The sequence below is a fragment of the Viscerimonas tarda genome (assembly GCF_054601255.1).
Map to the genome: position 1 here is coordinate 1 of NZ_BAAHWV010000052.1, position 14344 is coordinate 14344.

The following is a 14344-nucleotide window of genomic DNA, read 5'->3' on the forward strand; positions in this document are numbered from 1 at the left end:
GTTGCCCTCGCTGGGCAACTGTTAATTCCAGTTTCTTTATCTTTCCCATTCCTAATTGTATATACCATACTAGAACGGAAAGACAAACTAAATATTTTATACAAACTAATTATGAACACTTACTTATAAATTATCCGTATTACGCAATAAAAAGTTCAATTGCGAACAAAATACTAACAACTGAAGAGTACGAAAAAGTAAAATCTCAAGTGCGTGAAATCTCAGAGCCTGTTTTATTTACAATTGGTTATGAAGGCATTTCATTAGAAACTTATATGAATAAGTTGATAATAAATGACATCAAGGTGTTATGTGATGTTCGAAAAAATGCTTTCAGCCAGAAATACGGATTCTCAAAGAGTCAACTGGAGAAAGCCTGTAATGGGGTTAATATAAAATATGTACACATCTCTGATCTAGGTATAGAATCAGAATTTCGGCAAGATTTGCATTCGCAGAAAGATTACGATATTCTTTTTAACAATTACGACAAAACGGTACTTAAAACGAACGGTTCTGCCCTTAAGATTATTGTTGACCTTTTGAAAAAAGAAAAAAGAGTAGCTTTAACTTGTTTTGAAAAAAATCCTGCTCAATGTCATAGAAGCAGGGTAGCAAAACAATTGATGACAATTAGAGATAGAGATTATTCTTTAAAAAATTTGTAATATGTCTTCAACGAAAATCCTGATAACAGTTAAAACCTATCCGACATTATCTGAAAAGTATGATGAATTAGTTTGTACAGCAGGATTTAAAGAAGATGGCTCTTGGATTCGTATCTATCCTGTTCCATTTCGTAAACTAGATTATCAAAATCAATATCACAAATGGCAGTGGATAGAAATGGATATTGTAAAAAATACCACTGATTTTCGTCCTGAAAGTTTTCGCCCAAAGGATATTGAAAAAGATTTTATTGTAGGTGTAAAAATGGGAACGAAGAATAGTTGGGCTTTAAGAAAAGATATTGTTCTGAGAAATGTCCACACCAATATGTCTGATCTCATAGCTAAAGCAAAGAATGCAAATGACAATACATCTTTGGCAACCTTTAATAGATTTTGTTTGTGAACCATGTGAACGTGAATGGAACAAGAAAAAATTAGCCGTTATTCAAGGAAATAAAGCTCAACAGGATTTATTTTCGGAAACTGCAAAAAAACTTTTTCAGATAGTAAAGAAAGTACCATATGAGTTTTCTTATATCTTTACGTCTGAAGATGGAAAGCAACGCAAATTAATGATTGAAGATTGGGAACTAGGACAATTATATTGGAATTGTTTAAAGGATGCTGAAGGCGATGAGGTTTTAGCATGTAAAAAAGTGAAAGAAAAGTATCTTGATTACATGGCCAAAGAACGAGATTTACATTTCTTTTTAGGTACAACAAAGAAATTTCATAATGTAGGGCCCAATCCTTTCATTATAATAGGAACATTCTATCCCCCTAGAGAGCAGAATTTACAGTTAAGTATATTTTAACGATACTTCATCATAGGCTTAGAAACTGAATTCAGAATCTTGAAAAGATTTGAGAACCAAAAATAGCTTCTGCTTTTGTTGAAAACTTTCAGTCTTTTTAAGCTAAGAAAAGGCTATTAATAACTACCTTTAGCCTATCAAAAAAAATAGTTTATGCAACCCTATATACATCTTCATGTCCATTCGCAGTATTCGTTGCTGGATGGCCAGGCCAGTATCTCCAAGATAGTTGATAAAGCAAAAAGCGATGGCATGAAAGCCATTGCCCTGACCGACCACGGCGCCATGTTCGGCATAAAAGAGTTTTTCAACTACGTGAAAAAGAAGAATGCGCCGTATAATGATGCCATAAAAAAGCTGACGGAAGAACTGAAAGAAGCCGAAAAAGAAGGAAACGCAACTTTGTTGGAAGAGCTGAAGATCTCGCTGAAGGAAGAAAAAACGCATCTGTTCAAGCCTATTCTCGGATGCGAATGTTATGTGGCTCACCGTAGCCGCCTCCTGAAGGAAGGCAAAGAAGACATGAGCGGCTGGCATCTGATTCTATTGGCAAAAAACCTGACAGGTTATAAAAATCTCATCAAAATGGTTTCTTATAGCTGGACGGAGGGTTTTTATATGCGCCCGCGCATCGACAAGGAACTACTCGAAAAATACCACGAGGGATTAATTGTTTCATCGGCTTGCCTCGGGGGAGAGATACCTAAAAAAATTGTCGCCGGTAACACCGAGGAGATGGAGGCTGCCGTACAATGGTTCAAAAATCTTTTCGGCGATGATTTTTACTTGGAACTGCAACGCCATAAAACCAATCGCCCGGACGCAAATCAGGAGGCCTACCCCATACAGGAACAAGTGAACAAGGAACTGATTAAGTTGAGTGAAAAGTACGGAATAAAACTCATCGCAACCAACGACACCCACTTTGTGAACGAAGAAGACGCCGATGCCCACGACAGGCTGATTTGTCTCAGCACAGGAAAGGAACTTGACGACCCTAACCGGATGAGGTACACAAAGCAGGAATGGCTCAAGACCACAGCCGAAATGAATGAGCTGTTTAAAGATGTTCCGCAGGCCTTGGCAAACACGGTTGAAATTGCCAATAAAATTGATTTTTACTCCATTGATTCGGGTGCATTAATGCCATTCTTCAATATTGATGAGTCGTTCGGCACAGAGGAAGCATATAAAAACAACTATTCGGAAGCTGATCTGATTGCCGAATTTACTGAAGCTACCTACCACCGTTTAGGTGGATACGATAATGTTATCCGCATCAAACTCGAGTCGGACTACCTGCGTCATCTCACCCTGATTGGCGCCGAGCAACGCTACAAGGACATGAACGCTGAAACCAAAGAGCGTATAGATTTTGAGCTGGACACCATGAAGAAAATGGGATTCCCCGGGTATTTTCTTATTGTTCAGGACTTTATCAGCGCCGCACGCAAAATGGGAGTTGCTGTTGGCCCCGGACGCGGCTCGGCGGCAGGCTCATCTGTTGCTTATTGCCTCGGAATCACCGACATCGACCCCATCAAATACGATTTGCTATTCGAGCGGTTCCTGAATCCCGACCGTATATCCATGCCCGATATTGACGTCGATTTCGATGACGACGGGCGAGGGGAAGTCCTCCGGTGGGTAACCGAAAAATACGGGAAGGAACGTGTGGCGCACATCATCACCTACGGCACCATGGCAACAAAATCGGCGATTAAGGACGTAGCCCGCGTGCAAAAATTGCCTCTCTCCGAATCGAACCGGTTGGCCAAGCTTGTTCCCGACAAAATACCCGATAAAAAGAAAGTTACGCTGGGTGATGCCATAGATTACATTCCCGAACTGAAGGAGGCGATGACTCATGGCGATCAAATAACCAAAGACACGCTTAAATATGCCCAGATGCTGGAAGGGAATGTGCGCAACACGGGCGTACATGCTTGCGGGGTAATCATCGGGCAACAAAACATTTCGGATGTGGTTCCGGTGAGCACAGCCGAAGACAAGGAAACCGGTCAAACCATCCTGGTTACGCAATACGAAGGCTCGGTTATTGAAGAAACCGGACTTATAAAAATGGACTTCCTGGGACTTAAAACGCTTTCAATTATTAAGGACGCGCTTGAGAATATCAAACATACGACCGGTGAAACCGTTGATATAGATACCATATCGCTCGAGGATGCAAAAACATACGAGCTGTACAGCCAGGGTAAAACAACCGGCACTTTCCAGTTTGAATCGGCCGGTATGCAGAAATACCTCAAAGATTTGCAGCCCACCAAATTTGAAGACCTGATTGCCATGAATGCCCTCTATCGCCCGGGGCCAATGGATTATATTCCTCAATTCATCAACCGGAAGCATGGACGGGAAGAAATTGCATACGACATACCGGTTATGGAACGCTACCTGAGCGATACTTATGGCATAACCGTCTATCAGGAACAGGTCATGCTTTTGTCGAGATTGCTGGCCAATTTCACGCGTGGAGAATCGGATGAACTTCGTAAAGCGATGGGTAAAAAGATGATCGACAAGATGAACGCCCTGAAAGAGAAGTTTATCAATGGCGGGAAAGCAAACGGACACGAAGAGAAAATACTGAACAAAATATGGGCCGACTGGGAAAAATTTGCCTCCTACGCCTTCAATAAGTCTCATGCTACCTGCTATTCGTGGGTGGCGTATCAAACTGCCTGGTTGAAAGCGAATTACCCATCGGAATACATGGCTGCGGTACTTTCGCGGAATTTATCCAACCTGACCGAAATCACCAAATTCATGGACGAATGCAAAGCCATGGGTATGAATGTGCTTGGGCCTGATGTCAACGAATCGTTCCTGAAGTTTTCGGTAAACAAAGCCGGAGATATTCGGTTTGGTTTGGCGGCCATTAAAGGAGTGGGAGAAGGCGCCGTTTTCAACATTATTGAAGAACGCGAAAAGAACGGGCCTTTCAAAAGTATATTCGATTTTGTTGAACGAGCCAACCTGACAACCTGCAACAAACGAAACATCGAAGGACTGGCATTGGCCGGAGCATTCGACAATTTCCCCGAAATTGCCCGAGAACAGTTTTTCGGAATCAGCGCTAAAGGCGAAACATTTATCGACCAGCTTATACGCTACGGCAGTAAATTTCAATTGGATAAAAGCCAGAATGCCAACTCTCTTTTTGGGGGAGATGCCGTTGTTGATATTGCCTACCCCGATATTCCATACGCCGAAAAGTGGCCCGATTTGGAACGCCTGAACAAAGAGCGGGAACTTATTGGCATTTACCTGTCGGCACATCCTCTCGACGAATATGCAATCATTCTGAAATATGCCTGCAACATAGGGGCATCGGAATTGGAAGATAAGGGCGCTTTCAGAAACAAAGACGTTATTTTCGGCGGACTTGTCAGCAATATCCGTGAGGGAATGACAAAGAGGGGACAACCCTATATGATAATCACCATAGAAGACTTTAACGGAAGCGGCGAAATTGCCTTATTCGGAGACGATTACATAAATTTTGGCCGCTATGGACGGAAAGGATTGTACCTTTTTATCAAAGCGAGAGTACAACCACGCAAATTTGATGCTAACCAACTCGAACTGAGAATCAACTCAATACAGCTGTTGCCGGATGTGAAAGGCCAGCTTATCGAAAAAATCTCCATCTCGTTGCCCTTGCACGAATTGAATACGCAGATGATAGATGAACTGTCGGCATTGATTAAAGGGAAAGGAAACGAAGGCAATACGGTCTTGTATTTCGACCTGATAGACGGAGAAACCAACATGAAAGTTGAGCTATTTGCCCGCAGCACAAAAATAACCGTGAAGAGAGAACTAATTGATTACCTCGAAGAAAGTGCGCTGATTGATTTCAGGATAAACTAACAAGGGTAAATTGCCGGTTTCAACTAAATCCCAAGCCATTTTTCGGGGATACATTGACTGTCGTAAAACTGCTGGTTCTTGAACCATTGCTTTGGAGCAATGACTATTTTTTGCGGATTGTTGTTCAGCCAGGCTCCCCACCAGCTAAAACTGCTGTTGGCAATGATATTATGCCTGCACAGACTCATCAGCTGCATGTCGATGTAGCTATCCTCCCCTGTATTCCAGTTTACTAGAATAAATGAATAGTCTTTGAAATCAATGTTATTCTTCACCCATTCCATGTCGTCGGAAAAGACGAAAAAGTGTGGATTTATAAGCCTTTCGGCTATATATTCTATTGCCTTAGAATAATAATCGATACTGCAAATTGCCAAGCTGGTTGTTGGGTCGGTAACATAGTCGCCACGCCGGATGTGTATGGAAACAGCTTCGGCTTTGGATGCTATTTCTTCTACCAATTCAGCATTGCGTCCTTTCAATGCATTCTTAAATCTGAAATCGGCTCTGATGGCCGGTTCGATAGATTTAAAATATATTTCATTCTGAAAATAACCTGCCAGAATAGTATTATCCCTGAGCTTTGCAAACTCCGCTTCATGAAGCATGGCGCGAGGATCGGAGAAAACACCTAACAGTTTCGATAAGAAGGGGCGCTTTAGAAAAAATAGCTTGTATTTCACAAAAAACTTACTCCTCCAGCCTTGCTTGAGGGTCAGATTGGTCTCGAACACATCAAGCTCGAATCGCCGTTTGGTGGCTTTCGTTTTTTTAGTATAATAAAACAAGTCTATGGAAAACGGCACATTCAAACGGGTAGCCAGCGCTTTTCCCGCAGCATACTGAAACATCTGATTGCCTAATCCTCCTGATAATAGAATTTTTATCACTTATTTCCCGTTTTGATGAATTTATACATTACCATTTATTAACCGCCTCAATTACCTCCTTCACCTCATCGTCCGTCATGCCGGTGAATAAAGGCAAGCTGAGTATGTTGCGATGGATTTCCTCCGTGATGGGGAAACTGAGGTTTTTCCATTCCTTGTAGGCCTCCTGTTTATGAGGTGGGGTGGGATAATTAATCTGAGTCTGAATCCCTTTCTCTTCCAGATAACGCTGAAATGCATCCCGCTCTTTTGTCCGCACCACAAACATGTGAAAGCTATGCTCTTTTTCTTCCCGGTAAACAGGCAATGCTATTTTCGGATGGCTTATATTATTCAGGTAATGGGAGGCAATGCGCTGTTTTTCGACAATGTAGTCGTCCAGATACTTGAGTTTAACGCTCAATATAGCGGCCTGAATCTCGTCCAAGCGCGAATTGATACCTTTGTACCGGTTGACATATCTTTGAGCCGAACCATAATTGGCAATGCTCCTTATCGTGTCGGCCAGTTCTTTGTCGTTCGTGGTAACTGCTCCCGCATCGCCCAGCGCACCCAGATTTTTTGTCGGATAGAAGCTGAAGGCGGTCGCGTGGCAAAGATTCCCTACCTTGATGCCTTTATAAATGCTTCCATGCGCTTGTGCGGCATCGTCAACAAGTTTCAGCTGGTATTTGCCGGCAACAGCCTTTAGCGCATCCATATCGCAAACCAGTCCATACAGATGAACAGCAAGAATGGCTTTTGTCCGGGTAGTTACTTTTTCTTCAATCTTTTGGGCATCAATGGTATAGCTCTCCATGTCCGGTTCAACCAAAACGGGGGTCAGTCCACTTTCGGAGATGGCAAGAATGCTGGCTATATAGGTATTGGCCGGCACAATTACTTCATCGCCAAGCTCGAATACGCCCAGTTCGATATAAGACGAAAAAATAAGGCGGATAGCATCCAATCCATTTCCCACACCCACACAATACTTTGCGCCACAATATCCGGCATATTGTGTTTCAAAATCGCTACACGCCTTGCCACGAATATACCAACCCGACTCTAAAACAGCGAGCGCCGCCCGATTGATTTCGGTTTGATATTGCTGGTTGATTCGCTTTAATTCGAGAAAAGGGACCATATTTTAGTTGAAAATTAATTATTCAGTTAGTCGTTATTCTTGTGCCTCCCCAGCTTGATGTTCCATTTTGGAATATCAAGTTGAACTCGGCATTATTCGGTTGAAACATAAAATCATCAGTCAATATTAATCAGGTAGGTATCATAAACCACCCCTCTGCCGCCAAATCCTTCTTTTTGCGCGATAAGACCGGCATTGAGGTAACGCCCTGCATCTTCGGTAGATGTGCCGAAATCGAAATACTTCTTGCCGGGGAAGACAGCGTTGAGCAGCCGGTCGAAAAGCAAATCCAAAGCGCCCGATTGTTTTCCTTCTTCATTGGCCGAAATATATTGTACGTGAGCAACTTGTCCGGTTTCAAAAACCAGGCAACCGGCTATTGTTTTTTCATCTTTCAGCACGGTAAACAAGCGGATTTGCGCCGGAAATTTCGATTTCAGGTAACTTATCTCCGTCAGCGAATGTACCGGTTTCGTTTGGTGCCTGACGAGCAGATTGTCCTCCAGAATATTCCAGAAATCGCCGAATCCGGTTGCTTCCTTAATCACCAAGCCCTCGGCGATGGCTTTTTTCAGTTGCCTTTTTCTCAACTGGGCATATTTCAGCCGGACATTCAGGTCGATGGTGGAAGAAATCAAGCGCGAAACAAGAACGGCATTGTGCCTGAAAAGGGCGTATAAATCTTCCTCCGAAGGGGAATGATGGTAGATATGAGGGACGGCCTTATAGACAAGCTTTTTTATGCCGTTTTCGGCCAGAAATTCCGTCAATGAAGAAAATAACGCCAGCACATCTTCGGCTTTTGCTTCTGTTGGCAAAACAAACCCTCCGTAAGTTAATCCCTGGTGCGAATAGAGCGTATCGCCGGAAATATTCCCCGGCAGAAGCGCTATCAAGCGGTTTTTATCATCGTAACACATCAACGAATAATCGACAAACCGGTCGGAATGATATTCCATAAAATCGCGACAGAACAAAAATGTACCGTTTTTCGACAGCCGGACAAAAGCATCCCATACCGTCTTGTGCCCGGTCGTGTATCTAATGATTTGCATTTGTCAGGTATTCTTTAAAGTCGGAGTATCTCCTGATATAATCATCTTCTTCGTAGCCATGAGAGGCCAACACCAGACAAATGGCGCCCGAAGAATAATTTTTCTCCACCGCCCAAATGCCCGGAGGTAAATGCAAGCCGACTATAGGCCGGTTGAGTGTTACCGTTCTTTTGTTTTTCCCATCGTCCAATTCCACGTCGAAACTGCCGCTGGCCGCAATCAGTATTTGGTGGCAGGTTTTATGCGCATGACCACCCCTGGTTTCGCCCGAGGGAATATCATATACATAAAAAACCCGTTCGATATTGAAAGGTATATTTTCGCCTCCATGCACGGGAGTAATATTTCCGGCTCTGTTTTTTATCACGGGAAACTCCAATAAATCGCAATCGAAAACAGTTTTGTCGGCAACAGCTTCTCTTTTCAATTTAGTGACGCCATTTTGCGATAACGAGAGCTTTTGTGATGGATCGCGCTTTACATATTTTCGGAATGTTTGATAGTTGCGGATGTATTCGTTTTCCATATAAGGCAGGGAGGCCAATACCAGACAAAGCGAATTGGTGGAAAAATTATCCAAACTCCGCCACATTTTATTCGGTACATACAAGCCAATATTCGACCGGTTGAGGGTATAGGTCTTTTTTTCCTGCCCGTTATCCAGTACAACGTCGAAGCTGCCGGATAAAGCAAAAATAACCTCTTCCTGATTTTTAAATGCGTGGCTCCCTCTCTTTTGCCCACCCGGCACATCGTATATCCAATAGGCGCGGGCAATGCTGAAAGGAATTTGAATCCGGCTTTCGATAATGGACAAATTCCCCCGCTTGTCTTCCAATTTGGGCAATGTTATAATTTCTTCCTGCATCCTTCTATTTTCTTAACCAAGGTTCGGGATTTAGTTTTGTAGTGCCTTTCCATAGCTGAAAGTGCATCTGGGAGCGGCCTGTGTCTATATCGGTATATATTCTTCCCAGGCTCTGCCCTGTTTCTACTTTTTGGCCTATCTTAACCGACACCTGTTGTATATTTCCATAAAAAGTGTAGTAGCCGCCATGCCGCACGATAACATAGTTGTTGTATCCCGGAAATGCCCCAACAACCGTAACCTCTCCCTGAAAAATAGAGCGGGCTTCCGATCCGGCCTGTGTCTGGATGTCGATTCCGTTGCTTTCGGTTGTTACATTCCATTGGTGTTGCTGAGCGCCAAACCGGCCTACAATTGTATATCGCCCCGTAACCGGCATAGGAAATCGCCCCTTGTTTGTTACAAAGCTATTGGAAAGGGTGATATTCTCTTGCGTTGTTGCCGGAGAGCGTTCTTCTGCCGGTGTTTTAGGCTTATTTGCGGCATTTGCTTTTGCTTTTTCGGCGGCAATGCGTTTTGCTTCCCGTTCTTGCCGGGCAACTTCTTCGGCAATTAATTTTTCTATTTGAGCATTCAAGGCATTGGCCTGTTGCTGTTTTTTCCTGATTATTTCCTGAAGTTCTTTTTGCTTTTCGTTTGCTTTTTTCACCTCTCCCTGCTGAACAGTTTCCTCTTCTTTCAGTTTCTTTTGTTCAGCCCGCCGTTCGGCCAATAAATTCAGCTTTTCCTTTCTCCTTTTCTCTAAGTCCAGTTTTTTTTCCTCCAAATCGTGGCTGTCTTTTATTATTTCGTCGGCCTGCCGGTTTCGCCATTCGGAGTAATCTTTCAGGTATTTCATCCGGCGGAGGGATTCGCTCATCGACTTCCCCGACAGCACAAACAGCAATTTATTTTTGTTCTGCTTTTTCCGAATCATGCCCTTTATTGCAAGCGCATAATTTCCTCTTTTCTGATCAAGTTTCACCGAGAGCCGTTTAATCTCTTTTTCTGTTTTTATATGCTCCAGCGTTATATTTTCGACTTCTTTGTTCAGAAGAGACACCACTTCCTGCCGTGAATTAATTTGCTTCGACAACAGTTTTATCCTGTCGAGCAAGGTATTTGTATTCACCTTCGTAGTTCGCAAAAGTTTATTTGTTGTTTCAATTTCTATCAAAGCTTTTTTGCGCTGATTCTCCAGGTCTTTTATTGCTTTCGTTTGAGAAAAAGCAGAAAGACCGACAGATAACAGAATCAATAGAACTAATTTTCTTCTCATTTTATTTTCATATAAGCGCCAATTATATCGGCAATAGACGCTTTATCGTATTTATTCGGTATGGAATCATCAATTTCAACTTTACTGTTTATATCCAGTTTAGAATAGTTTATTTCCACATCGAAACGCTTTTTTTCTATATCAACATTGGCCAGCATCTTAGTTGGATAGATGTAATTTGCATCTTTCACAAAGCTATCGTAGGTCCATTGCAAGGTGTAATTTTTGCCTGGAGAAAAAATAAGCGCCGATACAATCCGGTCGGAAGGGTCGATGGCAAAGTTATAGAGCAATCCCGATTTATCGACGGTTTTCATTTGGTACATATTCCCCGAAGGCGCGCTCACATCAAACAACCGGTAGTCGTCTTTTGTTACACTTTGTTGTCCGGGCAAAAACAACGAATTGGTTAACAAGGCCTGAAGATTGTAATAATTGAAATACACCCCCCGCGAAGCTTGTAAATCACCGATGCGCTCAAGGGCATATTTTTTGTTCATGCGATCGATAACAAGCGCCGAGCTGGGAGTAATACTGATGCGAATAACCTCCAATCCCAACAACGGGCGAATAGACAGCTGAACAATACTGTCTCGAAGCACTTTCACGTGTACGGCTGTTTTCATGCCGCTCTTGGAATTTGCCGGACGCAATTCCATATCCATCTTTCCACTTATAGTTGTATATTTCAACTCATTGTTCAGCACATCGGCTATCAACTCTGACTGAGATTTCACGGACAATGTACCGCCCGACGAAACGTTTGTTTTTTTAGAGCCGCAAGCCGGTAGAATGGCCATAAATGCGCTCAACAACACCAGTTGAGCAATGCTACGAAGCTTTATCTTTCCCATATTTATAGTTCTGATATATATTTTCCGGTTTTTACTTTTTCGTCCAATGTTTTAGATCTGCTGTCGCCTTTTTCTTTGGCCTTTTCCCAATATTCTTTGGCTTTTTCTTCATCGCCAAGTTTAAACAGCACATCGCCAAAATGTTCTAAAACCTCCGCGCTCACTTCATTCTCCTTTTCCTGACTGTATCTTACTGCATTTTCGATGTATATTCTGGCCGTAACATAGTCGCCCTGCTCAAACATAATCCACCCGTAAGTGTCGAGATAAGTTGGATTGGTGGGTTCGGCTTTTATTGTTATGCTGCTCATTTTTTCGGCTTTGTCCAGTTCCTTTTTTTCGAGCGACAGATAATAGCTGTAATTATTCAGTATCCCCAAATTCTGCGGATTGTATTCCAATGCTTTCCGGTAGGCAACGAAGGCGCTATCCGTTTTTTCCAGCTCAAAATAAGCGCTGCCTGAAAGTCCGTAAAGTTCGGAGATCAAGCCCGGACCATCTTCGTCCGAAACAACCGATATTCCTTTTTGCAAGACATCAATAGCCGCCGGATAATCTTTTTCCTGATATATCCCCGCAGCCAGGCGTAAATAAAAAATGGGTTCGTCGGGGATGTAGGAAATGGCCGTTTTGCAGACTTCTATATACCTGTTCAAACTATCCTGAGGAATGGTTTTTATCAACAGTTCCCAACCCACCGGATTGGTAGGATTCGATTCGGCATAGACCTGAAACTGAAATTCGGCTTCATTGGGTTTCTGCTGTATCATCAACAAATTGCCGTACATCAGGTTCAGTTTGGGCTCCTGCGGATATTCCATCATCAAGGTGTCCAGAATGGCATTGGCCCGTTGAGTTTCGCCATCGCTTTGTTGCAAGGCTCCAACATATTGCGCCAGAATCCCTAATTTTAAATCAATATCGAGTTTTTGGCTGAACAATGCGGCATACAACTCCCTTTTGGCGCCCTCTTCGTTATTGGTCTTTTCGTAATAATGGGCCATCGCCGATATGAGCGCCGCATTTTCGGGGTCAATGGCTTTTGCCTTGCTAAAGGTGATATAGGCATCCTGCAACCGGTCGTCCTGCATATACAAATCGCCCAGATACACGTAGTATTTTACGTCCGCAGGATATTTATCAATGCATTTCTGTATTTCGGCATAGGCTTTCTTTCTGTCGTCAAGGGCCGAATACAGGCTCACTTTCTGAAGGATAATTTGTTCGTTCAATCCTGCCACTTTTTCCAAATCGTCCAATGTGGCTATGGCTCCCGGCAAATCTCCGTCCAAGCGGTAAGATTCGGACAAATAAAGGTAGATATCAAATTTTGACGGGTCTTTCGACACCAAAAATTTATAGACATCTATTGCTTCCGTATATTGCTGAAGTTCCAAATACAAGGTGGCCAGAGATGCATTGTAGTAGAAATTCGCTTCATCATATTTCACGGCCTTTTTATAAAAGTCCAGGGCTTTGCTTTTTTGATCGAGCGAGTTATAGAAATTTCCAAATTCATAAAGCAAAGCGGCGTTGGTAGAATCTATTTGGTGGCAATAGCTGATGTAATCGAAATAGGCATCGTAATTTTCCGTAACCTTTGCATTAATTGCTTCGTAAAAATAATAATCGAATTTTCGACTATCTTCAGCCGACAGCGCTACTTTTTGCTTCGTTTTAAGCGATTCCTTTTTCGCCGGCTTATTTGCCGGAAAGGCAATTAAACAGCTAAAAATAAACAGAATAAGAAATATTGAACGTATATAGTTTTTAATCATAATTAAATAGTTAATCGTTACGCGAATTACAGCTTATTTGCCTGTATGCCCAAAGCCGCCTGCTCCACGAGTGGTATCTGTAATTTCGTCAACTTGTTCCCATTCTACCTGAGCATGAGCGGCAACCACCATCTGACAAATACGTTCGCCATCTTTTATGGCAAAATCCTGACTGGACAAATTCACCAGAATCACCCTGATTTCGCCCCTGTAATCGGCATCAATAGTCCCCGGCGAATTTAATACGGTAATTCCATGTTTAATAGCCAAGCCGCTGCGAGGCCTGATTTGCGCTTCGTAACCTTTTGGCAGTTCGATAAATAGACCTGTCGGTGCCAATACCCTCTCCAGTGGTTTCAGCACAATTTCCTCCGTTAAATTTGCACGCAAATCCAATCCGGCAGAGTACTCCGTAGCATACTCCGGTAAAGGATGTTTAGAATTGTTGATGATTCTTATCTTCATTGTTATAGTAGTTACAAGTTTTCAATAATAAACGGAAGAGGCTATTGCATTTAATACAAAACGCTTCCAACATGCGAAAATAACTATTTCTTCGCAATGAATTAACAAATTGATAAAAATTAAGAGGTTAAAATTGTATAGGAGAGGAAAAAAGCCCCTCATTAGTCTCCCCGAAGGGAGAAATCAAATTCCTCTCTTTCGGGAAAGAGGGGGAGATTATTAAAGTACTGCTACCGCTTTGCGTACTACAGCAAGGCGTTTGGCAAGAGTTTTGTCCTTGCTTGCCACATGCATGTTGTATTTCAGTTGCATACGCATCAGCGCATCAGCCGGCAATCCCATAGCAGCTTCAAAAAGCATGGCCGTGGTGGTGGTGAGTGGACGCCGTTCGTTAAGTATATCGTTCAATATTTTGTACGATATTCCCATCTGTGCAGCAAGTTTAGTCTGCGCCAGGCCACGGTATTCTATTTCATCTTTCAAGACTTCGCCCGGGTGAATAGGACGGGCACAAACCAAATTTCCCATAATTATTTTATTTATAAGTAAGTACTCAAAATTAAGCGACATTATGCGAATAGTTAATGAACAGTTCTTTACCCACCGCTGCCACCGCCCTGTTGGTGGAGTAGAAAAGTGTGTCAGTACTCGCATAGTCCTGTGGTCT

13 protein-coding genes and 1 pseudogene are annotated in these 14344 nt (G+C 42.7%); 4 read left to right on the forward strand and 10 right to left on the reverse strand.

What is annotated here, in order from left to right; translation table 11 throughout:
- The 4 genes from ACYPWY_RS14455 to dnaE form a co-directional block, all read left to right on the forward strand.
- Positions 1 to 668: DUF488 domain-containing protein (locus ACYPWY_RS14455; protein WP_459686255.1), on the forward strand; the 668-nt coding region annotated here is incomplete at its 5' end.
- Position 669: 1 nt separating this feature from the next.
- Complete coding sequence (locus tag ACYPWY_RS14460; RefSeq protein WP_459686256.1) at positions 670 to 1074, forward strand: hypothetical protein; 405 nt, start codon at positions 670 to 672, stop codon at positions 1072 to 1074.
- Positions 1031 to 1486 carry a hypothetical protein gene (locus ACYPWY_RS14465; RefSeq protein ID WP_459686257.1) on the forward strand — a complete coding sequence of 152 codons (456 nt, stop codon included), beginning with the start codon at positions 1031 to 1033 and terminating at the stop codon, positions 1484 to 1486. The genes ACYPWY_RS14460 and ACYPWY_RS14465 overlap by 44 nt, the downstream gene beginning before the upstream one ends.
- Positions 1487 to 1639: 153 nt before the next feature.
- A complete protein-coding gene (gene dnaE, locus ACYPWY_RS14470; protein WP_459686258.1) occupies positions 1640 to 5383 on the forward strand; it encodes a DNA polymerase III subunit alpha in 3744 nt (1247 codons plus the stop codon).
- Between the two features lie 23 nt (positions 5384 to 5406).
- Here dnaE and ACYPWY_RS14475 read toward each other — a convergent pair whose 3' ends face one another.
- The 10 genes and pseudogenes from ACYPWY_RS14475 to ACYPWY_RS14520 all read right to left on the reverse strand — a co-directional run bounded on the left by ACYPWY_RS14475 (position 5407) and on the right by ACYPWY_RS14520 (position 14205).
- On the reverse strand, positions 5407 to 6273 hold the full coding sequence (locus tag ACYPWY_RS14475; protein WP_459686259.1) for an alpha-1,2-fucosyltransferase: 867 nt from the start codon (positions 6271 to 6273) through the stop codon (positions 5407 to 5409).
- Between the two features lie 28 nt (positions 6274 to 6301).
- The gene (locus ACYPWY_RS14480) at positions 6302 to 7399 is read right to left on the reverse strand and encodes a DegT/DnrJ/EryC1/StrS family aminotransferase (RefSeq protein WP_459686260.1); all 1098 of its coding nucleotides are present in this window, start codon (positions 7397 to 7399) and stop codon (positions 6302 to 6304) included.
- Positions 7400 to 7436: 37 nt separating this feature from the next.
- Positions 7437 to 7511 (reverse strand): annotated as a pseudogene (locus ACYPWY_RS14485) (ORF6N domain-containing protein); the annotation flags it as partial.
- A gap of 4 nt (positions 7512 to 7515) precedes the next feature.
- Positions 7516 to 8454, reverse strand: coding sequence for a GNAT family N-acetyltransferase (locus ACYPWY_RS14490; RefSeq protein ID WP_459686261.1), 939 nt, complete (start codon positions 8452 to 8454; stop codon positions 7516 to 7518).
- Positions 8441 to 9322 (reverse strand): WxcM-like domain-containing protein, encoded by an 882-nt coding sequence (locus ACYPWY_RS14495; protein ID WP_459686262.1) that lies wholly within the window; start codon positions 9320 to 9322, stop codon positions 8441 to 8443. The genes ACYPWY_RS14490 and ACYPWY_RS14495 overlap by 14 nt, the downstream gene beginning before the upstream one ends.
- Before the next feature lie 4 nt (positions 9323 to 9326).
- Positions 9327 to 10580: a murein hydrolase activator EnvC family protein gene (locus ACYPWY_RS14500; protein WP_459686263.1), complete on the reverse strand. Its 1254-nt coding sequence runs from the start codon at positions 10578 to 10580 to the stop codon at positions 9327 to 9329.
- Positions 10577 to 11434 carry a lipoprotein insertase outer membrane protein LolB1 gene (locus tag ACYPWY_RS14505; RefSeq protein ID WP_459686264.1) on the reverse strand — a complete coding sequence of 286 codons (858 nt, stop codon included), beginning with the start codon at positions 11432 to 11434 and terminating at the stop codon, positions 10577 to 10579. Before ACYPWY_RS14505 ends, ACYPWY_RS14500 begins: the two co-directional genes overlap by 4 nt.
- 2 nt (positions 11435 to 11436) lie before the next feature.
- Positions 11437 to 13212 carry a tetratricopeptide repeat protein gene (locus tag ACYPWY_RS14510; RefSeq protein WP_459686265.1) on the reverse strand — a complete coding sequence of 592 codons (1776 nt, stop codon included), beginning with the start codon at positions 13210 to 13212 and terminating at the stop codon, positions 11437 to 11439.
- A gap of 33 nt (positions 13213 to 13245) precedes the next feature.
- Complete coding sequence (gene dut, locus ACYPWY_RS14515; RefSeq protein WP_459686266.1) at positions 13246 to 13677, reverse strand: dUTP diphosphatase; 432 nt, start codon at positions 13675 to 13677, stop codon at positions 13246 to 13248.
- Between the two features lie 219 nt (positions 13678 to 13896).
- Positions 13897 to 14205 carry a HigA family addiction module antitoxin gene (locus ACYPWY_RS14520; protein ID WP_459686267.1) on the reverse strand — a complete coding sequence of 103 codons (309 nt, stop codon included), beginning with the start codon at positions 14203 to 14205 and terminating at the stop codon, positions 13897 to 13899.
- Positions 14206 to 14344 lie beyond the last annotated feature (139 nt).

Coding starts and splice junctions, on each gene's coding strand:
- dut (WP_459686266.1), bottom strand. CDS start 13,677: ATGAAGATAAGAATCATCAACAATTCTAAACATCCTTTACCGGAGTAT.
- ACYPWY_RS14520 (WP_459686267.1), bottom strand. CDS start 14,205: ATGGGAAATTTGGTTTGTGCCCGTCCTATTCACCCGGGCGAAGTCTTG.
- ACYPWY_RS14500 (WP_459686263.1), bottom strand. CDS start 10,580: ATGAGAAGAAAATTAGTTCTATTGATTCTGTTATCTGTCGGTCTTTCT.
- ACYPWY_RS14480 (WP_459686260.1), bottom strand. CDS start 7,399: ATGGTCCCTTTTCTCGAATTAAAGCGAATCAACCAGCAATATCAAACC.
- ACYPWY_RS14490 (WP_459686261.1), bottom strand. CDS start 8,454: ATGCAAATCATTAGATACACGACCGGGCACAAGACGGTATGGGATGCT.
- dnaE (WP_459686258.1), top strand. CDS start 1,640: ATGCAACCCTATATACATCTTCATGTCCATTCGCAGTATTCGTTGCTG.
- ACYPWY_RS14510 (WP_459686265.1), bottom strand. CDS start 13,212: ATGATTAAAAACTATATACGTTCAATATTTCTTATTCTGTTTATTTTT.
- ACYPWY_RS14465 (WP_459686257.1), top strand. CDS start 1,031: ATGACAATACATCTTTGGCAACCTTTAATAGATTTTGTTTGTGAACCA.
- ACYPWY_RS14495 (WP_459686262.1), bottom strand. CDS start 9,322: ATGCAGGAAGAAATTATAACATTGCCCAAATTGGAAGACAAGCGGGGG.
- ACYPWY_RS14460 (WP_459686256.1), top strand. CDS start 670: ATGTCTTCAACGAAAATCCTGATAACAGTTAAAACCTATCCGACATTA.
- ACYPWY_RS14505 (WP_459686264.1), bottom strand. CDS start 11,434: ATGGGAAAGATAAAGCTTCGTAGCATTGCTCAACTGGTGTTGTTGAGC.